Annotated in this window: 19 protein-coding genes; all 19 read left to right on the top strand. The window is 47.9% G+C overall.

The window, feature by feature from the left end:
- Positions 1 to 2: 2 nt before the first annotated feature.
- The 19 genes from ABRS97_RS24680 to ABRS97_RS24590 all read left to right on the top strand — a co-directional run bounded on the left by ABRS97_RS24680 (position 3) and on the right by ABRS97_RS24590 (position 25,127).
- Positions 3 to 1,514: an NADH-quinone oxidoreductase subunit N gene (locus ABRS97_RS24680; protein WP_367818415.1), complete on the top strand. Its 1,512-nt coding sequence runs from the start codon at positions 3 to 5 to the stop codon at positions 1,512 to 1,514.
- A 204-nt stretch (positions 1,515 to 1,718) separates the two neighbouring features.
- Positions 1,719 to 4,238: a S8 family serine peptidase gene (locus tag ABRS97_RS24675; protein WP_367818414.1), complete on the top strand. Its 2,520-nt coding sequence runs from the start codon at positions 1,719 to 1,721 to the stop codon at positions 4,236 to 4,238.
- Between the two features lie 17 nt (positions 4,239 to 4,255).
- A complete protein-coding gene (locus ABRS97_RS24670) occupies positions 4,256 to 4,516 on the top strand; it encodes a DUF1146 family protein (protein ID WP_367818413.1) in 261 nt (86 codons plus the stop codon).
- A gap of 236 nt (positions 4,517 to 4,752) precedes the next feature.
- The gene (gene murA / locus ABRS97_RS24665; protein WP_367818479.1) at positions 4,753 to 6,075 is read left to right on the top strand and encodes a UDP-N-acetylglucosamine 1-carboxyvinyltransferase; all 1,323 of its coding nucleotides are present in this window, start codon (positions 4,753 to 4,755) and stop codon (positions 6,073 to 6,075) included.
- Positions 6,076 to 6,936: 861 nt separating this feature from the next.
- Positions 6,937 to 8,046 (top strand): stage II sporulation protein D, encoded by a 1,110-nt coding sequence (spoIID, locus tag ABRS97_RS24660; protein WP_367818412.1) that lies wholly within the window; start codon positions 6,937 to 6,939, stop codon positions 8,044 to 8,046.
- A gap of 77 nt (positions 8,047 to 8,123) precedes the next feature.
- Complete coding sequence (locus tag ABRS97_RS24655; RefSeq protein ID WP_367818410.1) at positions 8,124 to 8,867, top strand: peptidoglycan DD-metalloendopeptidase family protein; 744 nt, start codon at positions 8,124 to 8,126, stop codon at positions 8,865 to 8,867.
- A gap of 159 nt (positions 8,868 to 9,026) precedes the next feature.
- The gene (gene spoIIID / locus ABRS97_RS24650; protein ID WP_147950590.1) at positions 9,027 to 9,317 is read left to right on the top strand and encodes a sporulation transcriptional regulator SpoIIID; all 291 of its coding nucleotides are present in this window, start codon (positions 9,027 to 9,029) and stop codon (positions 9,315 to 9,317) included.
- A gap of 165 nt (positions 9,318 to 9,482) precedes the next feature.
- Positions 9,483 to 10,484 carry a rod shape-determining protein gene (mreB, locus tag ABRS97_RS24645; protein ID WP_367818408.1) on the top strand — a complete coding sequence of 334 codons (1,002 nt, stop codon included), beginning with the start codon at positions 9,483 to 9,485 and terminating at the stop codon, positions 10,482 to 10,484.
- 32 nt (positions 10,485 to 10,516) lie between these two features.
- Entirely contained in the window at positions 10,517 to 11,410 is an 894-nt protein-coding gene (locus ABRS97_RS24640) for a flagellar hook-basal body protein (protein WP_367818405.1), read from the top strand.
- A gap of 23 nt (positions 11,411 to 11,433) precedes the next feature.
- Positions 11,434 to 12,294 carry a flagellar hook-basal body protein gene (locus ABRS97_RS24635; protein WP_367818404.1) on the top strand — a complete coding sequence of 287 codons (861 nt, stop codon included), beginning with the start codon at positions 11,434 to 11,436 and terminating at the stop codon, positions 12,292 to 12,294.
- A 26-nt stretch (positions 12,295 to 12,320) separates the two neighbouring features.
- Positions 12,321 to 12,542 carry a DNA-directed RNA polymerase subunit beta gene (locus tag ABRS97_RS24630; protein WP_367818403.1) on the top strand — a complete coding sequence of 74 codons (222 nt, stop codon included), beginning with the start codon at positions 12,321 to 12,323 and terminating at the stop codon, positions 12,540 to 12,542.
- A 99-nt stretch (positions 12,543 to 12,641) separates the two neighbouring features.
- Positions 12,642 to 13,166: a CDP-alcohol phosphatidyltransferase family protein gene (locus ABRS97_RS24625; protein ID WP_367818402.1), complete on the top strand. Its 525-nt coding sequence runs from the start codon at positions 12,642 to 12,644 to the stop codon at positions 13,164 to 13,166.
- Positions 13,167 to 13,337: 171 nt separating this feature from the next.
- A complete protein-coding gene (gene fabZ / locus ABRS97_RS24620; protein WP_367818400.1) occupies positions 13,338 to 13,766 on the top strand; it encodes a 3-hydroxyacyl-ACP dehydratase FabZ in 429 nt (142 codons plus the stop codon).
- Positions 13,767 to 13,782: 16 nt separating this feature from the next.
- Entirely contained in the window at positions 13,783 to 15,492 is a 1,710-nt protein-coding gene (locus ABRS97_RS24615; protein WP_367818398.1) for a phospho-sugar mutase, read from the top strand.
- 284 nt (positions 15,493 to 15,776) lie between these two features.
- Positions 15,777 to 17,828, top strand: a complete 2,052-nt coding sequence (locus tag ABRS97_RS24610; protein WP_367818397.1) for a DUF5693 family protein — start codon at positions 15,777 to 15,779, stop codon at positions 17,826 to 17,828.
- Positions 17,804 to 18,961, top strand: a complete 1,158-nt coding sequence (csaB, locus tag ABRS97_RS24605) for a polysaccharide pyruvyl transferase CsaB (RefSeq protein WP_367818396.1) — start codon at positions 17,804 to 17,806, stop codon at positions 18,959 to 18,961. The genes ABRS97_RS24610 and csaB overlap by 25 nt, the downstream gene beginning before the upstream one ends.
- A 28-nt stretch (positions 18,962 to 18,989) precedes the next feature.
- Entirely contained in the window at positions 18,990 to 19,775 is a 786-nt protein-coding gene (locus ABRS97_RS24600; protein ID WP_367818394.1) for a WecB/TagA/CpsF family glycosyltransferase, read from the top strand.
- A gap of 132 nt (positions 19,776 to 19,907) precedes the next feature.
- Positions 19,908 to 21,017 carry an MraY family glycosyltransferase gene (locus ABRS97_RS24595; protein ID WP_367818477.1) on the top strand — a complete coding sequence of 370 codons (1,110 nt, stop codon included), beginning with the start codon at positions 19,908 to 19,910 and terminating at the stop codon, positions 21,015 to 21,017.
- Between the two features lie 255 nt (positions 21,018 to 21,272).
- The gene (locus ABRS97_RS24590) at positions 21,273 to 25,127 is read left to right on the top strand and encodes an S-layer homology domain-containing protein (protein ID WP_367818476.1); all 3,855 of its coding nucleotides are present in this window, start codon (positions 21,273 to 21,275) and stop codon (positions 25,125 to 25,127) included.
- The last annotated feature ends 392 nt before the right edge of the window (positions 25,128 to 25,519 follow it).

Below are 25,519 nucleotides of genomic sequence, written 5' to 3'. Positions count from 1 at the left end.
CGGTGGAACAGCTTCGACTCCATGTCACCGATTTATCGCATCTGCTCCCTGAGCTCACCCTGATTGCCACCGCAATCATCCTATCGCTCTTGGATTTGATTATGCCGAGAACGGCAAGCCGATCCATCATTGGGTGGCTTTCCTTGATCGGAATTATCGTCTCCGGGTTATACGTTGTGCTCCAGCTGAACCCGGCAGAAGCCGTGCAATTGCTCAACAACAGCTATCGTGTGGATGACTTCTCGAATTTGCTCAAGCTGTTCATCCTCACGGGAACGGGACTTATCGTATTCATGAGTTTGGGCTTCGTTAAGGAGACCGATATTCCGCATGTTGGCGAGTACTATTATTTCTTGCTTCCTGCAGCGCTTGGCGGCATGATTATGGCCTCTTCGGGCGATCTGATCACTTTGTACGTTGGACTCGAGTTGTTAAGCATTACGTCCTATCTGCTCGTGGCTATGAAGAAAAGAGATCATCAGTCCAATGAAGGAGCGTTCAAGTATTTAGTTATGGGCGGGATTTCATCGGCTATTATCTTGTATGGGATGTCCTTCCTGTACGGGATGGCGGGGACAACCAATTTGTCGCAAATTGGTGCGGCACTGCCCTCACTCGTTCCGGCATACGAGGCTCTGCTCTACGTCGCGTTCTTCTTGCTTTTGGCAGGCTTCGGCTTCAAAATCGCCGCTGCTCCTTTCCACAGCTGGGCACCGGATGTGTACCAAGGCGCTCCGACGCCGGTGACCGCGTTCTTGGCGGTTGTTTCCAAGGCGGCAGGCTTCGCGATCCTGTTCCGTATCTTCTACGTGCTGTTCGGATTCAGCAGCATTGAAGGCAGCTCGATCCAATCGGATGTGTTTCTGGCGATTTCAGTTATGGCTGCCATCGCAATGGTGACGGGTAATTTCATCGCCTTGAAACAAACGAATATGAAGCGGCTCCTTGCTTATTCGGGAATTGCGAATGCCGGATATTTGCTCGTACCGATCGGCACTTACTTTTCGGGTACGCATTCCAGCAATTTCTCTGAATTTATCTTTTATTTGATCGCCTACTTGTTCATGAATATCGGGGCTTTCGCCGTTCTGATGATTATTGAGCAAGCCGAGGGGAATACCGAGTTGAAAGGCTTCGGAGGTCTGTACTATCGGGCGCCTTTGACTGCTGTCGCGATGGTGCTCATTGTCCTGTCTTTAGCGGGTATTCCTGTGAGCGGCGGATTCTTCGGGAAGCTGTATATTATTTTAGGGACGATGCAGACTCACCAATACTGGCTCGGTGCGCTCATGATTGTCACCAGTGTCGTATCGTTCTACTACTATTTCGGTGTTGTTCGTCAAATGTTTATGCGCAGCGATTACGAGTCTACGGAAGTTAAGGTTACGGTCCCGTTAGGGGTTACCGTCTGGCTGTGCGCTTTAATCGGTTTGGCGTTAGGCTTTGTCCCTCATCTTGTGCTGAAAGGCATTGAATCCATTTTCAGTCTGATGAAAGATTTTATGATGATGTAAAGCATCTTCTGAGGAAGCCTCTTCCCGCGTAAATTGTGGGGAGGGGCTTTTTTGCGTTTAGACCAAAATTTACCTGCCAAAAAACTGTAGGGATATCTGAACTTTTTGCGAAGAAAAACCGTTAAAGGTATCAAGAAGCTGTGGAATGTGGTATAGATAGAGAATGTGAAAAAGACTATTACTAATAAGGAAGCCTGTGATTTCATGAAACTAACTCGACACCTCCTGCTCCTTGCAATCATGCTACTGGCTCTGGAGCTCTCAGGGATTGCGCCAAGGGCAGAAGCGGCTTATCCGCAATCAACGGATCCGATGAGGGTTAAGCAGGTTTATTTGGATATGATTCATATGAATCAAGGCTGGGCAGCTGCTGGAGACGTGAAGACCCCGATCGTGGTGGCGGTCGTAGATACTGGAGTCGATCTTGCGCACCCGGATTTGGCAGGGAACTTTGTTGAGGGCGTGAATTTGCTTCAGCAGGGCAAGAAGCCAACGGATGATAACGGACATGGGACTAACGTTGCTGGCGTTATTGCGGCCACGATGAATAATGATAAAGGGATTGCCGGGATTGCGCCTAATGCTAAAATCATGCCGATTAAAGCGCTGGAGGCTGACGGCACGGGCGGCGAAGCGAAGCTTGGCGAAGGCATCCGATACGCAGTGGATCATGGGGCTAAGATCGTTGTGCTTTCACTTGGACTGAATAAATACTCCGACTACTTGGCGGATATTGTGCAGTATGCAGAAGACCACGAAGTGCTGCTTGTTGCAGCCGTCGGGAATGAAGGAACCAGTGTGAAATATCCTGCGGCCTATCCGACGGTCCTTGCGGTTGGCGGTGTAACTGCAGATAAACATGCGGATTACCGCTCCAACTTCGGGCCTGAGCTTGATCTTGTGGCTCCGTGGGATGTGTACACGACATCGCTCGGAGGCGGCTACCAGTATCAGGACGGCAGCTCGATGGCGGCACCGCAGGTCGCGGCGGCAGCTGCGCTCGTCTGGGGGAAATACCCCGGATTGCGTGCCTACCAAGTCCGCGATTTATTGGAGCAAACGACGGAAGATCTCGAAGATGAAGGCTGGGATGATCATACAGGCTATGGCATGCTAAGGGCTGATATGGCGCTTACGCAGCCCTACAATGAGGATCGTTTTGAGCCGAATAACCGGCAGGCCGAGGCGGCAAAGCTGCCCGTTCATGCGGCAATCCATGCGACGCTGAGCTCAGCGCAGGATCAAGACTGGTACGCTATCGATGCGCCATACGATGGCTCAATCGAATTGATGCTGCGCAGCGGTGATACCTCTGGCATCCGTGTGCAGGTCGATTCCGGTGAGGTTTTTACAACGGATGCATCGAATCGGCCCTTCACGTTTCAAGTGAGCAAAGGGCGCACGTACGTGCAGCTTCAGACTGTCGATCGCACGCGCAAAGCGGCGCTCAGTTACTCCTTACAAACGAATTTCAATATTTATAAAGATCCATTTGAGGATAATGATAAGCAGTACAAGGCTTTTGTTCTTCCGGCCAGGAGTCAAACGATTCGTGGTACTTTTCATAAAAAAGGCGATGTTGATTGGTTTGCGCTGCCGTTAGAGAAATCGGGGACGATGCGTTTGAAACTGTTTGTCGATACCGCCCGGATAGATCCCGCTATTTTCTTCCAGAAGGAAGGGGAAAAGGGGATCTCGATTGACCAGTCGGGGGATGGAGTTATGGAAAGCAGTTCCCAGATGGAGCTGCTGCCTGGCCAATATTACATCAAGGTAAGCAATGTGAAAGATTACTCCGAGCCGATTACGGGTGAGTATACACTTGAGATTGAATACGCGCCGAAGTTAATTGATCCGAATGAGCCAAACGATAAACCTTACCAGGCGACCTTTGCGGCTATGTTCTCGGAGTATGAGGGCTTGTTTGATAAGAATGAAGACGTGGACTGGTTTCAATTCCGTATGGATCGTGACGGTTTATCTCAAATTAGTTTGACCAACCTTCCTGCGGGACGCACACTTTATGCGACTTTGTATGACAGCTCATTAAAGGAACAAGCGTTATATAAGAGTGAACCCGGTGCAGACTCGCTTTTTATCGAGAAGGTCTTGGATCAAGGAACGTATTATATCAAGCTGACCGCGGACAAATGGTTCTTGAGCCAGATGTACCGGTTGAAAGCCGAAAGTTATCCGCTAGTAAGCGGATTTATTGACATCGACGGCCACTGGGCGGTGGATGCCATTACGAAAATGACACAGCAAGAAATCATTAGCGGCTATGGGAATTACCGTTTTGCGCCGAATCAGTTCATCACCCGAGCAGAAGCGGCAACTGTTTTGACAAGAGCTTTGAAGCTGTCGAAGATGAGGCAACTGTACTTTAATGATCTCACTTCCGCGCATTGGGCCTATGATTATGTCGCTAGAGCCGTGCAGGCCGATCTTGTGGATGGTTACCCGAATGGTACTTTTGGACCGGACCGCACACTAACGCGGATGGAGATGACACAAATGCTGGCGCGAAGCTTGAACATGACGGGAAAACGGCGGGGGAATTCCCCGTTTAACGATGTCGATGAATCTTACTGGGGTGTCGGTATTTTGAAGCAAATGTGGGCGGATGGCTGGATCAGCGGGTACTCAGATGGCACCTTTCATCCTGATGCAGAAGCAACGCGCGCTGAATTCGTAACGATGTTGGCGAAAGTGATTAATCGGTAACAGGAGTGAGGTAGCGCATGGCAGAGACAGACAAATGGAATGAAGCGGCAAGTTATGCATCGTTGATGAACATGGTCGACATTGCGGTGTATATTATGTGTATCGGTTTGGCATGGTGGGCCTTGCAGTCATTTCGCTTTGATGTGCTTCTCAAGAAGCCAAAGGGGGCGCAAGCCATTATGCTGCAGATCCTTTTATCCATTGCGTTGGGGCACTTGGTTGCCAGCTTTTTTATCCAATATTTAGGGTTTTCCATGAGCTTCAGCAAGATGTTCTAATGGCAGCTTCAACCCTCTTTTATGCAACTTTATCGAATAATGCGCAGTTTTCTTGTCAACAATGGATATAGAACGGATCGAAACATGCAACCTTATCCGAACTCTATGGGTGGCAATTGGAATACCAAAAGAACACAGTTGTCCAATATAGGGTGAAATGATAAACTTAGGAAATGTGCGAAGTGAAGTATTGTAAAAACTGCGTAAAATCAAAATAAGTTCGCGGAGGGACCATGATGAGCAAAATTATCGTCCGCGGTGGCCGAAAGTTAGCTGGCAATGTGAAAATCAACGGAGCAAAGAATGCGGTTCTGCCGATTATTGCGGCTTCCATTCTGGGGTCGGAAGGTGAAAGCGTCATCCATGATGCGCCTCCCTTAGACGACGTATTAGTCATCAATAAAGTACTGCAGAGTCTAGGTATTGAAGTGGAGTATGATCGTCAGGTCATTCGAGTTCGTGCTCAACAAATTACCACCTGCGAAGCTTCATATGATCTTGTCCGCAAAATGAGAGCCTCCTTCCTCGTGATGGGCCCTCTCTTAGCCAGGTTAGGTCAAGCGAGAATATCTCTGCCGGGCGGCTGTGCCATCGGTACAAGACCTATCGATCAGCACCTCAAAGGCTTCGAAGCGATGGGCGCTGAGATTGAACTGGGTCAAGGATACATTGAAGCGAAAATCAAGGGACGCCTCAGAGGCGCCAAAATTTATCTGGATGTAGCCAGCGTAGGCGCAACCGAGAATATTATGATGGCAGCCACGTTGGCCGAGGGCACAACCACGATTGAGAATGCAGCCAAAGAGCCGGAGATTGTAGATTTGGCCAATTACTTGAATGCGATGGGTGCTGTCATCCGCGGCGCAGGAACAGGCGTTATTCGAATAGAAGGCGTAGAGAAACTTCGAGGGGTCGTACATACGGTTATACCGGATCGGGTAGAAGCGGGTACATACATGATAGCGGCAGCCATTACGGGCAGTGAGCTATATATGGAAGGCGCCATTGGAGACCATCTCAGACCTGTTATTTCAAAAATGCAGGAAATGGGCGTCCTTATTGAAGAGGATGAGAACGGCATTCGTGTTTCTGCCTCCGGACCGCTGCGTGCAGTGGACGTGAAGACGCTGCCTTACCCCGGCTTCCCAACCGATATGCAGTCCCAGATGATGGCGTTGCTGATGGTTGCAGACGGCACGAGCCTCGTAACGGAGACTGTATTTGAGAACAGGTTCATGCATGTGGAAGAATTCACAAACATGAACGCACAAATCAAAGTCGATGGCCGTACAGCCATCGTAAGCGGCAATGCGAAGCTGCAAGGCGCGAAAGTGTGCGCGACCGATTTGCGCGCAGGAGCTGCGCTCATCCTAGCGGCGCTAGTGGCCGATGGGGAGACGGAGATATCCGGCGTTCACCATATCGATCGCGGATACGTCGACATTACCGATGTGCTTCGCGATTTGGGAGCGGACATCCATCGTGTGGTGCCGCAGGAAGTGGAAGAGCAAGAAGCTGTGGACTTGGGCTTCTTCAATATCCAGCCAACACTCGCTTAACAGCAGAAGCAGATGATAAGAGATTAATAAATGAAGCCGGTTCCCTTGGGGAGCCGGTTTTTTGCAAAGATAAGAATGTATATATTGCTTTAAGGGGAGCAAGCTTGGTTTGGAGAGATGGTACTGTAAGTGGTTCACCGAACTGCTTGATCCTTTGAAAACGTTATCATGGGCGGGCTAACGGAACTACAGTGCGTTATGGCTAGTCATAACGGCTTGAATGGGCATTTCGCGGAACTACAGTACGCTATGCATCAGAAACTGGGGGTTTCACGCTAGCAATTACCTGTTTAACGCATCATAGTTCCTCGTCACGGTAAAAAAACAGGGAATTTAAAGGGATAACGCACCGTAGTTCCGTCATTACAGCTGGGCGATAACCCGGTGATGGAAAAGAGAAGTGGAAGGCAGCTCAAAGTAGAACAGTAGAGGGGATGGGTGTGGGTGTGGGATGGAGAAGCGTTAGTGCCCGTATTTGAAATCGTCTTATTACCGCTAAGTAAACTCAATGGAAAGACGATTTCAAGAAACGGTCGGAACCCCGTCCACAATCCACTCCCCAAGCGCCAACCAACATATGGTTTATACCAGGGACGCCGCGAGACGGTTTTCTTTTGGAGAGACAGATTGGTTCGAGGCTGAGCAGTTCAAGACAAAAGATTCTTAGTGCCCGTAGGAATAGCGAATCGTAGTTTCGCGAGTTGAGTTGATCTGCCATAGTTCTAGCAATGCTGCGGCGATTGATCTTCGCCCCACCCGTTTCGTGCTTCCATGGGCAATTAACTTCCCTTCTCCATGTTCTATTCTAGTAATTCCTCTCATAAGCTACGGTATAGATGCATGGCGGGCGGCAAACAAATCTTGTCGCCTGTTTTGCGTAGAGCTACCCACTATCAACTAGCGAACGCGCTTATGGAGGCTGCTTACACGATGCTCAAGAAGCTCAAGAAGAAACGCGCTCTGAACCACGGAGTCATCCTTTGGGTGGCTGTTTGCTTGTCCAGCATGCTTTGCGTCACTATCATCGTTCCTGGATTGGTAGTCAAGAAGATTCCCCAGGACAACAGCGAGAACGCGCTGCCTGTCCAAAAGAGTGAGCAAGGTCTCATGATTCCAGTGTATTTGACGAAGAAAGCGACGATCGAAACCGTGCCATTAGAGCAGTATGTCAAAGGTGTTCTCGCCGCCGAAATGCCGATCGAATTCGAGCTTGAAGCGCTAAAGGCACAGGCTATGGCAGCCCGCACCTACGTGGTTCGCAGAGTGCTGGAGCAGGACTACAGCAATGTGCCGGTCCGTGACGCGCTTGTAACGGACACGACCGCTCACCAAGCCTATCTTAGCGAACAAGAGCTTCGGAACAAGTGGGATGCGAGCACATATGCAGCGAATATGGCCAAAATTGATAGAGCCGTGAACGAAACGCAAGACGCGATTCTCACCTATCAGCATCAACCGATAAATGCAACCTTCTTCTCAACGAGCAATGGATACACAGAAAACTCAGAAGACTACTGGCCTTTCGTAATTCCCTATCTGCGCAGTGTGCCAAGTCCTTGGGACACGAAGCTCTCTCCGCGCTATCAGGAGAAGGTGCAGCTTAGCTATAAAAGCGTGCTTCAGAAGCTGGGTGTGAGCAGCATAACGACGGTCAGTACAAGCTCGAAGGGGATGAAAGTGCTAGAGTGGTCAGCAGGGCATCGCATCAAATCGATGACGATCGGCGGCAAAACGTTCTCAGGCCGCGAAGTGCGGGAGAAACTAGGACTAGCTTCCTCTCAATTTACTTGGAACTGGAAAGGCTCGCAGCAGATTGAGTTCACTACTTACGGGTACGGACATGGCGTCGGTCTAAGCCAGTGGGGCGCCAATGGCATGGCGAAGGAAGGGAAAACAGCGGAGCAGATCGTAACCTACTATTACACGGGGATCTCTATTGAAAAAGCAGCGCCATTTCTAAAGAAATTATAAAATTCCCTCTATAAAAATATCTTTCTTCAAGTATAAAACCTCTAAATGTGTCAAGAATGGTTGATGAGGTGATAACCATGAATGATCAAAACAAAGGTTTTCAGAAAGAAGAAGCTCCTAAAACTGCACAAGGAGCACAAGGTTCGACATCTGCATGGAAGAGGTTGCTTGCTAAAAAGTGGGTATTCCCAGCGACGTATATGGCAGCAGCAGCAATTATCTTAACCTTAATGTGGGTGTACCAGACGAAGCCAACCACGAAACTCAGCCAAGATGAACTGGGCATTAAGGTTAGCAGCAATGAAAAAGCAACAGATGGCACTAAAGCGCCAGATGGTTCGGTAGCGGTATCCGCCCAAACGGAAACGATGCAATGGCCGGTGAAAGACAAGTCGCAGGTGACCGTCTCCATCCCATTCTATGACACGAATGCAACGAATGAAGTGAAGCAGGCGGCCATGATCCAATATAACGATCAATTGACGCCGCACACAGCTATCGATTTGAAAACGAAAGATGGCGCTGCGTTTGACGTACTGGCTGCTATGAGCGGTAAAGTGACTGCCGTCGAGCTCAACCATCCGGTTGTCGGCAATCTCGTTGAAATCACGCACAGTAATGGTCTAGTAAGCGTCTACCAAAGCTTGGCTGATGTGAAGGTGACCAAAGGCGCCGATGTGAAAAAAGGCGATGTGATCGCGAAAGCGGGCCGCAATGAATTCGAGAAAGAAGACGGCGTCCACTTGCACTTCGAAGTCCGTCAGGGCATCGATGGCGCAGCGGTGAATCCGGAGACGATTTTAAACGAAAAACAGCAATAGGCATACATACAGCGAGGGCAGCGGGTTCATCCTGCTGCTTTTTTGCATTATTTAGAAAATAAATGTACGAATTGAGCTTGTCAGGCTTGGTTACGTAGAATATCTAGTCATGCCCCTCATATACTGTACCAAACTATCTCGAGTAGGGAGGCGAGGGGAGTGCACGATTACATCAAAGAGCGGACCATTAAGATTGGTACCTGTATCGTCGAGACTAAGAATACGGTTCGCACCATTGCTAAGGAATTCGGCGTTTCCAAAAGCACGGTGCACAAGGATTTGACGGAACGGCTGCCGGAAATCAACCCGGACCTGGCGAATCAGGTGAAGCACATTCTGGAGTACCATAAGTCCATAAGGCATCTTAGGGGAGGAGAAGCAACGAAAATTAAGTATCGCAAAACGCGCAGCCCAAAGCCTTCCGAAAACTTAGTAACCGTCAAATCGTGACGGTACTAACAGCAGTGAAGCCTTCCTTTTAATGGACTTGTCGAATTTTCACAAAAAAAGAGGAATTCATGCATTTATAGCGAATTTAGCTTATAATTAGAACTATATACAAGAGCGCCGATTCTTCACGGAATGGACGGTTGATTTAGGGAGGATTAACTTGAAATGTTAAGCAAGGATATTGGAATAGATCTCGGCACGGCGAATGTGCTTATCCATGTAAAAGGACGCGGTGTCGTGCTCGATGAGCCTTCCGTGGTAGCGATTGAAAGCGATACGAAGCGGGTGCTTGCCGTAGGTGAGGAAGCTTTTCGGATGGTCGGTAGAACACCTGGTAACATTATCGCTATTCGTCCTTTGAAGGACGGGGTTATCGCTGATTTTGATATTACGGAAATGATGTTGAAGCATTTTATCGCCAAAGTGGGAGGCAAGAATTGGTATTCTCATCCGAGAATTCTCATTTGCGCTCCCACCAACATCACCTCAGTTGAGCAGAAGGCGATTCGTGAAGCAGCTGAGCGCAGCGGTGCCCGGGAGGTATTCATGGAGGAAGAGCCGAAGGCGGCTGCGATTGGCGCTGGTATGGACATCTTCCAGCCGAGCGGTAATATGGTCGTAGATATCGGCGGAGGAACGACGGATGTGGCTGTGTTGTCCATGGGGGACATCGTCACATCCTCCTCCATTAAGATCGCAGGGGACAAGTTTGACACAGCGATTACGAAGTATATCAAAAATAAATACAAATTGCTCATCGGGGAACGGACAAGCGAGGACATTAAGCTCAAAATCGGAACGGTATATCCACACGGCAGAGATCAAGAGATGGATATTCGCGGAAGAGATATGGTGTCTGGCTTACCGCTGACAATTACGATTCACTCCAGCGAGGTGCAAGAAGCGCTGTGGGATCCGGTTTCTTCGATCGTAACCGCAGCGAAAAGCGTACTGGAGCGCACGCCGCCTGAGCTTTCAGCCGATATCATTGACAGAGGCGTTATTCTGACGGGTGGCGGCGCTTTGCTGCACGGTCTGGATCAATTGCTGGCGGACGAGCTGAAAGTTCCCGTTTTAATCGCAGAAGATCCGATGTCTTGTGTAGTTAAAGGAACTGGCATTATGCTCGACAATTTAGATAAAGTAAGCAAGCGGAAGTTTGTCTAACCGATAAACCACACAACCCAAGAGGTGAAAAGATGCTAAGAGGACTGTATACCGCGGCTTCAGGAATGATCTCCGAGCAGCGCAGACATGATACGATTACGAATAATATTGCCAATATCAATTCGCCGGGCTTTAAACAGGGCAATGCTCTGTCCCGTTCGTTCCCGGAGATGCTCATATCCACGATTCGCGGTGGACAAGGCGCATCTACGGCTCCGCTTGGCAAGTTAAATACAGGCGTGTTCTCCGAGGAGAACATTTCTTTACATACGCAGGGTGATCTGCAAGAAACACAGAATCCGTTCGATTTCGCGCTGGTTTCCAACATTCAAGTGGCCGGCATGACCTTCGATACGTCAGGCAAATTTGTCAACGCAGACGGCAGTATGATCTTCCAGCCGCAGGCGCTATTTACTGTGCTCAATGCAGACGGTGAGCAGCGTTACTCGTTGAACGGTAAGTTTACGGTGGATACAGCAGGTCAATTAGTGAATGCAAACGGTGACTTGGTGGTAGGACGCGACGGTCAAAGGATTCAGCTGATCGATGCGACAGGCCAGCCGGTTCATGCATTCAAGGTGAATGATAAGGGTGAATTCTTTGACGGAAACGGCCAGCCATTGACCAATGCCGCAGGACAACCTGTGGGTCTTATGCTCTCTCGCGCGGAGAACCCGAATCTGCTGCTGCGCGAAGGGAACGGCTTGTACCGGATTAATCCGGGGGATGAAGCGACTGTGACGCAGATCGCAGCCGGCGACCAAGTTGAGGTTCGTCAAGGCTTTGTGGAACGTTCCAATGTGGATTCCGCACAGTCCATGGTCGATATGATGTCTGCGCTTCGCGCGTATGAGGCTAATCAGAAGGTCATTCAATTCTATGATAAAAGTATGGATAAAGCAGCTAACGAAGTTGGCCGTGTTTAATCTAGCTGGCGAAGGAGCCTACCATGAACAATTCCATGATTAACTCATCGGTATCTATGCACAGCTTGCAACAAAAGCTGGATATCCTCTCGAACAATATCGCGAATGTCGATACGAAGGGCTTCAAGAAGAAGGAAGCTTCCTTCGAAGATGTATTGACCAACGTGAAGGGGCAGCCAGAAGGCTTCCGTCAGCAAGGGCGATTTTCGCCGCTTGGATTTAACCAAGGCTGGGGCTCGAAACTCGTACAGATCCAAACGAACCTGGCGCAGGGACCGATTCAATCAACCGGGAATGGGACGGATTTTGCGATTCAAGGCGACGGGTTGTTTGAAGTACAACTCGATGCGTTGGATGCTAACGGCCAACCGCAAGTTGCTTGGACACGCAATGGTGCATTCAACATGAGCCCGGATGGGACTGGCAATAACGTATTGACGACCAAGGACGGTTACTTCGTTCTAGGATCGGATGGCAACCCGATTCGTGTTCCGAGTGGTTTGCGACCAGTTGTTGGATCAGATGGTACCGTGACTGGCTATGACGAACAAAATCCAAACGCAGCGCCAGTTGGTCTGGGGGAAATCAAGCTGGTTCGTGTTGTGCGTCCGCAGCTTCTTCATGATGTAGGCGAAAATTTGTATGCTTTACCTGTGGGATTGACGGTAGCGGAGAAAGCGAACATTTTACAAACCGTGAACGGCAACGCTAACAACGCAACAGATCGCGTCACGCTGATGCAAGGGTTCCTGGAGCAATCCAACGTTACGTTAGCGGATGAAATGACGGATCTGGTCATGGTGCAGCGCGCGCTTCAGCTTAATTCCCGAGCAATCACTTCTTCGGACCAGATGATGAACATTGCGAATAATCTGCGCGCCTGATAAAGAAAAGGGAGGGATAAGGCTAGATGGCGGACAAGCCTACTCCACAAAAAAAGAAAAAGCCGCAGCCCAAATGGCTCAAAATAATAGGACTCATCATCAGAATCATACGTGTACCTGTCTTAGCGGTGCTGGCCGTATTCATCGGCTTGTGGATAGGGTATTCCAAGCTTGGTCATCAGCCAGCTTCGGAAATTTTCCATATAGACACCTGGCGGCATTTATACGATCTGGTGTTTGCCAAATAACTGAACTCCCGCGAGGGAGTTTTATTTTTTGGAAAGCAGCGGTATAATGGATGGAGGTTTAGGTTCATTATGCAGATTACAAGGCACGGGAGGGGTACCTTGAACATACCGAACATGCTCACGATAAGCAGGTTTATCCTGATCCCTGTCTACCTCATGTTCTTCTTCAATGGCTATATCAAAATTGCCTTTCTTATCCTGCTTGTGGCAGGACTTACCGACATTCTCGACGGCTACCTGGCACGATCTAAAGGGTTAACCACACCCATTGGCGCGATGCTCGATCCGCTCGCAGACAAAAGTATGATGATTGCCGTTATTTTATCCTTGCTCATCTCCGGTATGATTCCATGGCAAGCGGCGGCGGCGATGTTCATTCGCGATGTAGGGATGATCATAGGTTCAGCCTTCTTTCACTTCCGTGGCAAGCTAACCGTTCCAGCCAATGTGATGGGCAAACTAACGACGGTGCTATATTATTTGGCTATTTTATTTATTGTATTTGAATTGAACTTCGCGATTACGTATTTATGGTTCGTCATCCTCGTTTCCTTTTTGACGTCCATCATCTATATCTTCCAATTCCTCTTATTGAACCGCAAAGCCAAGACCAAGCATTTTTGATATGATTTTGGTTGAAATGGAAAAAGAGCCTATGTATCGGTCTGCGGGACAGACCGATACATAAGCTCCCTTATATGAACCTTCACTTCTGCAGCTCGTGAAGGGACAGGGTTAGTGTAAGTTGTTATTTTGTATTTTATGCAAGCATCTTGAAAGGAGAGCTTCACTGTTATGCTAGATATCACACAAATTCAAGAGATTATTCCACATCGCCCGCCTTTCCTTCTGGTAGATCGTATATTGGAAGTGGAAGAAGGAGTTAGAGCCGTAGGCATCAAAAATGTAACGATCAATGAACCCTTCTTTGCAGGCCACTTTCCGGGTTATCCGGTTATGCCGGGCGTGCTTATTCTTGAAGCTTTGGCCCAAGTAGGGGCTGTAGCGGCCCTTTCTATGCCGCAAAACAAAGGAAAAATCGGCCTGTTCGCAGGCGTCGACGGCGTCCGCTGGCGCGAGCAGGTGGTGCCTGGCGATACGTTGAGACTCGAAATGACGATTACGCGTTCCAAAGGTGCGATAATGAAAGGCAAAGCCATAGCTACGGTAGGCGATAAAGTGGTAGTTGAAGGCGAACTTATGTTTGCCTTTGCTAATAAATAAACTAGAGATAAAGGAGATGAACCTGACAACTATGACGCGTGTGCAAACTCAATATCAATTATGGCTCGAAGATCCAGCAATCGATGCCGGAACTAAGGAAGAACTTCAATTAATCCGTGAGGATGAGAAAGAAATTGAGGATCGTTTCTATAAGGATCTGGAATTTGGCACAGGTGGACTGCGTGGTGTCATTGGCGCCGGTACAAACCGGATCAACATCTATACCGTTGGTCGTGCGAGCCAAGGTTTAGCGCAATATGTGCGCGGAACGGGTACAGCTGCTCCTTCCATCGTCATTGCCTACGATTCACGTTACATGTCGCCGGAATTTGCTCTAGAGTCTGCTCTTGTATTTGCAGGAAACGGAGTCAAAGCGTATGTGTTCGAAGCGCTTCGTCCTACGCCGCAGCTCTCCTATGCCGTTCGGTACCTAGGGGCTACCGCAGGAGTCGTCATTACAGCCAGTCATAACCCACCTGAATATAACGGCTACAAAGTATATGGAGCAGATGGCGGGCAGCTTGTGCCTGAGTTTGCAGAGCAAGTGATTGCTGAAGTTCAGAGCGTAGATACGTTTGCTAAAGTGAAAAAGCTGACGCAGGCGGAAGCAGAGTCACAAGGACTTCTGCAGTGGTTAGGCGAGGACATCGATCGCAAGTACATAGAAGCGGTATCCGCGATAAGCCAGAACCCGGAAGTGATTAAAGAAATTAGCGACGATTTCCGTATTGTATTTACACCGCTGCACGGTGCAGGCAATATGCCGGTACGTGAAGTATTGAAAGCTGCCGGCTTCGGACAAGTACGGATCGTAGCAGAGCAAGAACTGCCAGATTCACAGTTCTCGACTGTAAAGTCACCCAATCCTGAGGAGAAAGATGCTTTTACCCTTGCGATTGCTCAGGCGAAAGACTGGAACGCGGACATTATTATCGGAACGGATCCGGATGCGGATCGTATGGGCGCAGTCGTGAAGGATTCGAACGGTGAATACTTCGTCCTGACGGGTAACCAATCAGGTGCTATTATTGTTAATTACCTGCTTGCAAGCTTGAAAGAACGTGGAACACTCCCGGCGAATGGCGTCGTGGTCAAAACGATCGTTACGAGCGAAATGGGAGCGGTCATTGCCAATCACTATGGCATTCCTACATTGAATACGTTAACTGGATTTAAGTATATCGGGGAAAAAATGACGCAGTTCGAACAAAGTGGGGAACACACGTTCTTGTTCGGTTATGAGGAAAGCTACGGGTACTTGGCCGGAGGCTACGCAAGGGATAAGGATGCGGTCATTGCCTCGATGCTGATTTGCGAAGCAGCTGCTTATTACAAGAAGCAGGGTAAAACCTTGTATGAGGTACTGCAGGAGCTTTACGCATCCTTTGGCTACTTTTTGGAAAAGCTGGAGTCAAGGACGCTTAAAGGCAAAGACGGCGTGGAGCAGATCGGCCGTATTATGGAATCGTGGAGAACGAACCCGCCTGGTGAGATTCAAGGTATTCCTGTAACCGATGTGGAGGATTACGAACAGGGCATTAACGGTTTGCCGCGCGAGAATGTGTTGAAATTCAAGCTGGCCGACGGTTCCTGGTTCTGCCTACGTCCTTCGGGAACGGAACCGAAAATCAAATTTTACTTTGCCGTGCAGGGAACAACAGGTCCTGAAGCTGCTCAGCAATTGGATGGCATTATTCAATACGTACTCAGCCGTGTAGACGGATAACGAAATAGGATGAAATGAACCTCTTCAGAACCTAAGTCGGGTATAGGTCGTCTAATGAATAGTTGGAAAGATAGTCAATCCGCATTCATTTGACCTATTCGCAGGCTTGGATGTTCTGAAGAGGTTTTCGAATGTAAAGGGACAGACTCGGCTTATGCTTGAAAAAAGCTTTCCTGCGGAAAGCGCTGAGCATATGCTTCCGATGTCAGTTTTTCTGGCGAAAAACGCTAAGCAAATGCTTACGAAGAAAGCTTTCCTAGGGAAAGCTCTAAGGAGTGAACAACTTGGTTCAGTGGTACAAAACTTGGAATAATCCCCTGAAGAATGTATTATGGTGGCTCGTTATTATTGGCATGCTAGGCTCACTGCCGCTAGCCTTCGCCCGTCATCAGACAGAGACGTCCGCCAATCAAGTGGAATTTGTATTTGATTATCGCGATTTGCTCGATATTGCGGATATTCAGACAAATCCGCAGAGCTTTGCAGCCGACCAGCTTAAGAAAATGAAGGCAGCAGGCATTGGCTCTATGGCTGTTTACGAGAGCACACTTTCTGAACTCAGAGAGAGCCGCCGAATCGAAATGTTCAATTCGCGCGACGCGATGGCGATGACGCAAACCTTTGGTGAACCGAATGAGAATTTCACGTACATCCTATTCGCGGATAGTGCAACCCAGCAGAAGCTGGAGCCTTTGATCCAAAAAACATTCGGTGATTTGAAAGTAGCCACGAAACCGTGGAGCTTCAAAAACAAAAATGGGCTTATTGTTCAAATGAGCATGGATGATGCATCCATTAAGGCAATGGATCCGGATCCGATGACCCTTCAAATGCTGAAGGAGCAGGGGTTTCAAATCGTAGTGCGCCTCTCGAATCGCAGAGCCTTCGTCACGAACGAGATGGATCGCTTATTGAAGCAACTGCACGATATCGGAGTGAAACGGATAATTGTCGACGGCAATGAAGTGCCGGGTTATACGGAAGAGAATACCGAAGTTAATCTGAACAAAATGGCCGAACTTTTACATAAGAACGGTATTGGTCTAGCAGCGATTGAAATGCTGAAAGAGCCTCAAAAAGGGTTTAGTACGTTAGCTAAAGAGACCAATTATGATGTCGTTCGTCTACATTCTTTTACGGAAAAGGATGGCGAAAAGCTGACGGAGCCGTTAAAGAAAGCTGAGCTTGAAGATCGTATCCAAGGTGTGGCTGATCGATTCGTTCTTGCTGTGAAGGACCGGGATATTCGGATGGTTTTTCTGAATGCCAAACCGGTAAAGAGCTTGGATAAAGGTAAGCTTGTAGATCCGTTATCCGCTTTTTATGAGAGCTTGCAAGGTAAAGACGGGGCGATCCCGCGAATTGAAAAAGTTGGCTTTACACTGGGGCAAGCACAAGCATTTACAGTAGAAACATCTGCGTGGCAGAAAGTGGCTCGCGTCTTCATGCTCGTGGGCGGAGTCAGCTTAATTGTTCTCGCTGTGACGTTCTTTGTTCCAGAGGCGGCTCTTTTCCTATTCGTCTTCGGTTTACTAGGCGCTATTGCCTTACACACATTGTCAGCAAATTTGTATGCGCAAGGGTTAGCGCTGGGAACAGCTGTTTGCGCGCCAAGCGTTGCGATGATGCTGGCTATCCGATCGATACGATCAGGAGCAGCAGCGAAATGGAAGTCCAGAGTCGGCTACGGACTATGGCTCCTTCTCAGAACCTCTCTGATCTCGCTGATTGGCGTTGTATTTGAGGTAGTGCTGCTGAATCACATTACGTATTTACTTGTCATTCAACAATTCCGCGGCGTAAGTGCGCTGCATTTACTGCCAATCGCGATAGCAGGGCTGTACCTGGTCTTCTTCAGCGAAAATAACACATATGCAGAAAAATGGGCGCATGTTCGCCGGATGCTCTCTTCCTATATCAGCGTACTGTGGATTGTAACGGCTGGTATTGCACTTGCAGCGGTGTATTATTACTTGTCGCGCACAGGAAATGAAGGACAAGCGTCGGCGGTAGAGAAACTGTTCCGTTCCTTCCTGGAAAATACGCTGGGCGTTCGCCCGCGGACGAAAGAGTTCCTGTTTGCTCATCCGGTTTTCTTATTGGGCGCTTATCTCGCTGTCCGGTATAGACATGCTGTATATCTCATGTTCATTGGCGTTATCGGTCAGCTTTCGATTGTAGATACATTTGCTCACTTGCATACGCCTCTGCACATCTCGCTGATTCGGATTACGTATGGTGTCGTGTTTGGCGCTTTGATTGGCCTTGTCTTGATTGCAGCCTGGGAAATTGTCACAAGGAGTTGGAAGCGATGGGTGCCTCGGTTGTCAAAATAGCGCTATCCGGCTACTACGGCTTTGATAATAGCGGCGATGAAGCGGTGCTGCAATCGATTTTGCTCGCTTTGCAGGAGCAAGGACAAGCGCAGGGTTTTCGGATCGAACCTATCGTTCTCTCGGCTAATCCGGAGAAAACATCGGAGATGTATGGCGTGAAGGCCTATCATCGGATGAAACCGGGAAGCCTCCTTCGCGCGCTCCGTGAAGCTGACGGTTTGATCAGCGGTGGCGGCAGTTTGCTGCAGGATGCAACAAGCTCGAAAACGATTCCGTATTACTTGGCGGTATTGAAGCTGGCGCAATGGCTGGGCAAGCCGACCTTTGTGTACTCCCAGGGCATCGGCCCCGTGAACCGGCGGATGTTCGATGGGTGGATCCGCGGCGTGTTTAAACGCTGCCGGTATGTGTCGGTTCGCGATACGGAGTCCGCGGACTTATTGGCGAAGATGCGCCTCCCGCGTGAGCGCATCGAGGTTGTGCCCGACCCGGTCATGGGCTTGCCGCTGCGCGATGCGCGCGGCGCGGCAGGGCCCTCGACCGGGTCAGCCGGAGCATCGGGCGCCGCGCCCGATGCGGTGCGGACGGTCGGCGTGTCCGTCCGCTTCTGGAACGCGGACCGCTCAGAGCTGGAAGCTCTCTCGCGGTCCTTGTCCTTACTGCTCGCAGCCCGCACGGATGTGCGGCTGCGGTTCCTGCCCTTCCACCTCCCTTCGGATGAGGTGGCGTCGCAGTTCGTGATCGACCGACTCGGTGATCACGCGACTCGGGTGGAGATGGCGCGAGGCATCGCCCATCCGCAGGATATGCTGGAGCAGGTGGCGAGCTGCGACCTGCTGATTGGCATGAGGCTGCATGCTTTGATTTATGCAGCGTCGCAATACGTGCCTATGGTAGGCATCTCGTACGATCCGAAGATCGACCAGTTCCTCCATAGGCTCGGCATGAAAGCCGCGGCATCGACGGCAAGCTTTGATAGCGAAGCATTTACCGAGGAAGCGCTGCGACTCCTCGGTAATCAGGAGTGGGCGGCGTCCCGCAGCGCCGCCATTGAAGAGCTCAAAGCGCAGGCGCAGCGCCCTGCGCAGCAAATTATCGCTTTTTATAACAAAATTAATCAACTAAATGTCTGATTCCAACGTCATAAAGGATGAGAGATCCATGAGCCCAACAACAACTACAGAGAGTTTTGCAGTTTCTGCTAAAGCCATTCCGAAAGTCCGCATCTACGGCGTGCCCTTCTCCAAGATGGGCATGCAGCAGACGGTCGCTTACTTAACTGGTGCCATCCAGCAAAGAAAGCCGCATCATATCATTACCGCTAACCCTATTATGATTATGGCCGCGCAGGAAGATCCGGCTTATCTTCGTCTGATGCAGCAGGCTGAGCTTATCGTTCCAGATGGAACCGGCGTTGTTTGGGCTGCTAATTATGTAGGTGAGCCTGTCGTGGAGCGGGTACCTGGCTTTGATTTGCTGCACCAGTTAATGAAAGTGGGAGAGCCCTTAGGTTGGAAAGTATACCTTCTTGGGGCTTCGGATGAAGTTATTCAAGCCGCCGCTGCTCGATTGCAAGCAGCTTATCCTGGCATCAAGCTTGTGGGCGTCCGCGATGGGTATTTCGGTGCTGATCAAGATGCCGAAGTTATTCAAGATATTGTGGAGGCAGCGCCGGACCTTCTCTTTGTAGGCCGATCCGCTGCCAATCAGGAACCTTGGATCGCCAAATATAAGGCACAACTCGGTGTGCCTGTTATGATGGGCGTCGGAGGAAGTTTTGACGTCCTTTCGGGCAAGCTAAAGAGAGCGCCACTCCTGTTCCAGAAACTTCGGCTGGAATGGTTTTACCGCCTTCTGCAAGAGCCGTGGCGCTACAAAAGAATGCTTTTACTCCCGAAATTCGCATTGAAGGTCATGCGGGATAAAGAAAAAGTCACTAAATCATGAAAAAATTTATGAAAATCGCCTGAAAATGGCCATTTCAGACAAATTTAGCAGTGGTATTTGTGGACAAATCGGAGTATAATTCATTTCGGCGGATGCCTGCCACCCAAGACAAGAGGAGCTGTGAAGAAGAAGATGTATGGATTATATGCGATTGGGTTTATCGCTTCGTGCTTATTGGCACTGCTGCTGACACCCCTAGTCAAAAAATTTGCCTTCTGGATAGGAGCCGTTGATGCCCCAAACCATCGAAAGGTACATACCCGAATAATGCCGCGTCTCGGAGGATTAGCCATATTCCTTGCGTTCGTCGGCGCTTATTTCATCATCTCTCCAGCACTCGATGCGGTCAACTCGGATGCGGCGTTTGGTTTGCTGCTTGGAGGTGTCGTGATTGTCATCACGGGGGCATTGGATGATCGATTCCAGCTTTCGCCCAAATGGAAGCTGCTCGGGCAGCTGATTGCTGCTTGTATCGTCGTTGCTTTCGGTCTCAAAATCGACCTGGTTAACATCCCCTTCGGAACGACGAACTTTAGCATTGGTTGGTTAAGCATTCCGATCACAATATTGTGGATTGTTGGCGTGTCCAACGCGATTAACCTGATTGACGGCCTTGATGGATTGTCAGCAGGAGTATCGGGGATTGCTACAACTACGATTTTAATTTTAGCTCTTATGATGAACAATGTAACGGTTATCCTGCTCTGTGTGATCTTATTGGGCAGTATTATAGGCTTCATGTTTTTTAACTTCCATCCGGCCAAAATCTTCATGGGTGACTCAGGCGCTTTGTTCCTGGGTTTTGCTCTGGCGACACTATCTATTCTGGGCTTTAAGCAAGCTGCCGTTGTATCTTTATTGATTCCGATTATGATTTTGGGTGTGCCCTTATCCGATACCTTTTTTGCGATTATGCGCCGTTATGTCAATAAGCTTCCGATCTCTGCTCCGGACAAAAGCCATCTTCACCACTGTCTGCTCCAACTCGGCTTCAGTCATCGTACGAGCGTGTTGATTATTTACGGAATTGCCTCCATTTTCGGCGGTAGCGCGGTGGTGTGCTCCGTATTTATTTCTCAGGACTCAACATGGGGATTAATTATGATTATTGTTGCTCTATTCTTGGTTATGCTAGTCGGAGCGGAAGCGATCGGCATTATCAGTAAAAGCCGTAAGCCGGTTATTAACTTCCTCCAAAAGCTTGTAGGCAAGCAAGTGCAAAGCGATCGCGCGGGCAAGTAACTTTAATCATCCAATATATGAAAACCCACCCTACTTGGTTGGGTTTTTTTGCTTTTTGTGATTTTTTTTCTTACTCTAAACATTTCCTGCGATTTTACCGATAAGTAAGATACAGCAACTTTTGGCTCATGGACCGCGTCTAATCATGTAGAATGTTGGAAAATCATAGGAGGGGTTGTCGAATACGGAAGAAGTTGCGGGAACATCACACAAGTAAACTAACATAGTATATATAAGGAGGAACTAGCTTTGAAAATGTTCAATAAAAAATGGGCAAGCCTCATGTTAATTGTGACCTTGCTTATCAGCGCGTTGCCAGCGATGTCAGCGTATGCACTCGGGACGATTACAATTACTAACTTGTATTCTCCTGTGGGTACAGTTGATGATTCGCTGATCGATCGTTTTACGCAAAGTCCAATCACTGTAAACGTTACAATTAATGGGATTACAGATGATCAAATCAATAGTGTTTATTATGAAGTTGTTAATGAAAATACAGGTCAAACAACTTTAAACACAACGAATAAACCAATTCGAAAGCCCAATAATAGCAGTGAAATTTATTTCGATGGCGTTGCTTTAACCGAGGGTAAGAACAAAATTACGGTTAAATTCGGAGCAAGCGGCGGTGTTATTTCCAATCCTGCCTATGCCTACTATACGCCGGTATCGAATATTGCTGGATTGAAATTTAATGATGATTCATTTGTAGATGGCGGCATGTTTCCTACGCATGGACCGTACACAGGAATCAATATTACAGGTAGTGCGAATAATGCTGTTGATATTGAAGCGAACTTAGGGGGAACTGTCTATCAGCGCGCAGCCTTTGCTAGCGGCTTGTTCACCTTCGTAACGAATACCGGCAGATCTACGGATATGGAGTTCAATCCTGGCGATAACAAGGTTACTTTCGCAGCCAGAAATCAATCCAATTTCTATACAACAGAGCGCACTTTTACGTACGACAACGGTAAAGCTCTTGCGTATAATACGCAGCTAAAACTTAAGGGTGATCCTGCCACAGCCTATCAAAAACTAGTGAACAATCCTACATTGCAAACAACAGGCGTTGCGGATTTCGATTTTAAAACAGATGTTAAAGTTCATGGCAATGTGACGGATTATGTATACGTGGACATGTTCACGACATCCGGAAACAACTATCGTTACTATATCTCGGGTGGCAGCCAACTGAGTACGCCTAAACTAAGCGACGGTTCGACATTAGCACCTGCTTTGACTGGTGCCGGCGGGTCCGCTACTATGCTGACTCACTCCTATACAACGGCTGAGCCATATGTGAATTATCATTTTGAAGGACAGCTTCCTGTAAATATTAATAAAACGACACAAGAACTTTATTTTGTGTTCACGGATGTCAATGGAGCAACGACTACATCCAAATACGTGTTCTCTTATGTCAATACGAATCAACCATACGTAGACAAAGTAAACTTGATTCGCTCCGCTCCTGGCGGTGCTTCAACGTACGAATCTACGATCAGCGAGGGTGGTTCAACACAAATCACGAATTTCCCAGCTAAATTGAGAGTTTATACGAATGCGAACGCAACAGACGTAAAAGTGGATGTTGGTAATTTCACAGTTACCAGACCAATTACACATGCAGCGCCGTTGCACTATGCAGATGTGGATCTTCAAGGTATTATTGACGGTCCGGTTGTCATGAAAGTTACTCCGCTTATTAGCGGTACAGAGTATATCTCGGGAGCGAAGCAGTATAATCTTGTCATCACAAGCTCACCGTATGTCATACTTAATCAGCTTTATAACTCTATGGTCGTCAATTCGGCTGCTAAGTTAACATGTGCAACAGGTGGCGTTGCGCCATGTATTTCAGGTCGTGTTGTCAACATTAACACGAATGCGGATTATACAAGTACTGTGTACAAGCTAAACGGTATTGATTTGGGTACGCCTACCGTCGTGCCTACCACTACAAATGGCGGCGTCTTCCAATTAGACAAGTTTATTGATCCAAGCAAAACAGCACCAGACAATCAAATCTTTGGCAAGGACGGCAAGTTTACACTGACAATAGAGTTGAAGGTTTCAGGTCAATTAATATCCACGACTACGATGGAAATTTTCGTCCTCTCGGACAACGTTCCATCCGTTAAGACCTTACAACCTTATGAATCAGATGCGCTAAATCCGGAGTTCATCAAAGATAAAACATTACCTGATACGTATGTCACCAAAGCGATTCAAGTTAAATTGATCGGGGAAGTTCTAAATTCCGTAGTAGCTGTTCCAGGTGATACTAAAGGTACCGTGTTGTACCTACGGAAAGCACCGTATGCTGTAACATCAGCTAATGAACGCATTACATTGACGCCGGCGGGTCAAGCTGTTTTTGATACAGGAACCTATTTCGCGCTAAGCGAATTTGGTCAATATGTATTCGAGCTTGTTGCTACTAACACTACTTCCGGTACAACAGCTAATAGAATCGTAACGATTACTCGTGAGCCTGCACCTTATACATTCGTGCATCCATCATCTAAACAAATCATTAAGAATTCTAAAAATATTGATCAAGCTAATATTAACCAAAACTACTTTATGATCGAACTTGAAGCTGCCCAAGCGGATTCTGTTCTTTTCGGTAAAGAAGAAGCGATTTATGACAAAGTGACAAAGCATTTCTTCTATGAAGTGAAGAACCTGAAAAGCGGAGCCAATGAAATTAAATTCACAGTCATCCGAGGTACATCTAAATTAAGCGGAAGTATTGTGCTGTTTAATACGAATGTCACCATGGTAGGAGCGCAAATTAAAGCTCCGCTGACCAGCACTATGAAGGTTTTTGATGGTGATGTCCAATTTACCTTCCCTAAAGATACGAAGTTAATGCGTTATGATCGTAGCGTTGCGACTCAATATGTAAGTGCGGATCGCCAAATCTTATTTGGTATCGCGAGCAACGAAGATGGCCGAGTTGATCGGACTGAGGGCGTAGATGCGGTTGAGAATAAAAATGGAATGATCGCTCTGGCTGAATTGACAGGACGTTTCAGACCGGCAAGTAAACGTTACTGGTTTGATGCAGGTATCATTAAGCCGGATGCCAACATTACGGACTCCACGCTGCAGGAAGCATACATGGGAAGCGGCTACTTGCCAAACCTTATCAGTGGAGGCGCAACAAGACCTGCATTTAACCTTAGGGATTACAAGGATGTTGTTGTTCCAACCAAAACGGGTACATTAACTTTGAAGTACGATAGCAATATCGTTAGCGACGCTTGGAGATATCTGACTGTCTATCAATACACGCCATTTGAAGATCCGAACGGTTCAGGTCTATATCTGCCTAAATGGAAAAACATTGGCGGTAAAGTTGATCCAGGTAAGGGTACAATCACGGTGCCAGTAGATTCATTTGGTTATTTCCAAGTCATGTACATGGATAATAGTTATAATGATGTGACGAATCACCCGTGGGCAAGAAATGATTTGGATATTCTATACTCCAAAGGGTATATAGATGGCAAGACTGATGGATTGTTTATGCCGAATGATGCAATTACACGCGGTGAATTTGTAACTATGCTTGTCGATATCTTCAATATTCCATTACGAAATACAGATATTGAAGAAAGCTCAGTACTTCAAAGTCAAACAGGCACTTTTGTTGACGTTCAAAAGGGTTATAGCTTACCAGGCAGTAACAATGGCAGACTCTTTGACTATCAGCATATTGAAGCAGCTGCTAGAGCAGGTATTGTTCGTGGTAATGCGAATGGACTCTTCTTGCCTAATAACTCGTTAACTCGCCAAGATGCAGCCGTTATGATCGCCCGTGCAGCCGATTTGAAAGTATCCAGTGATGAAAACAAATCGATGGCAAACCTGAAGAAAGTCTTCACGGATGCTGATATCGAACATATGGAGCTTTATGCCGCACCTGCTATTGAGGCTGTTTATAAAGGTAAGTTAATTGAAGGCATTGAAAATGCTCTTCTTACAGGACAGAAGAAACCAACGTATCGTTTTGATGCTCGTGAAACCTTTACGCGTGCGCAAGCTGCAGCCGTAGCTGTTCGCGTACTGAAACAACAAGCTATCATTCCTAAATAATATAGTGGAGAAAGATCGTTCCTCAGGGAACGGTCTTTTTTTTGCCTTCTATTATATATGCGATAATTCAGGGTTACTTTCAGGAGGTTTTAAGCATTCTTTTACCTGGGACTCAGATTCATTTCTAAGTTTATTCATACTTTCGAAGTAAACTTGTTTATAACAAACGGGAAAAGGGATCATCTTAGATGAAGCACTTTGATGTCTAGATAAGATGGTCCATATGGAAAATACTTATCAATGAATTAACCGTTGGTTGATAGTATACTAAGTTTGTAGCCGAGGTGATAGACGAACAGCTACACAGTAGTGTGCGCTGAAATAGCGCAGCAGCCGCCCCGTTGGTTATAAGTTTTTATAACAAAAAACTTTCAAATATTAGGAGGAAACAA

It is taken from the genome of Paenibacillus tabacirhizosphaerae (genome assembly GCF_040812395.1).
GTDB lineage: Bacteria > Bacillota > Bacilli > Paenibacillales > NBRC-103111 > Paenibacillus_E.
The sequence above is the reverse complement of the archived record's forward strand: the minus strand, read 5'-3'. Positions and strand labels throughout refer to the sequence as shown.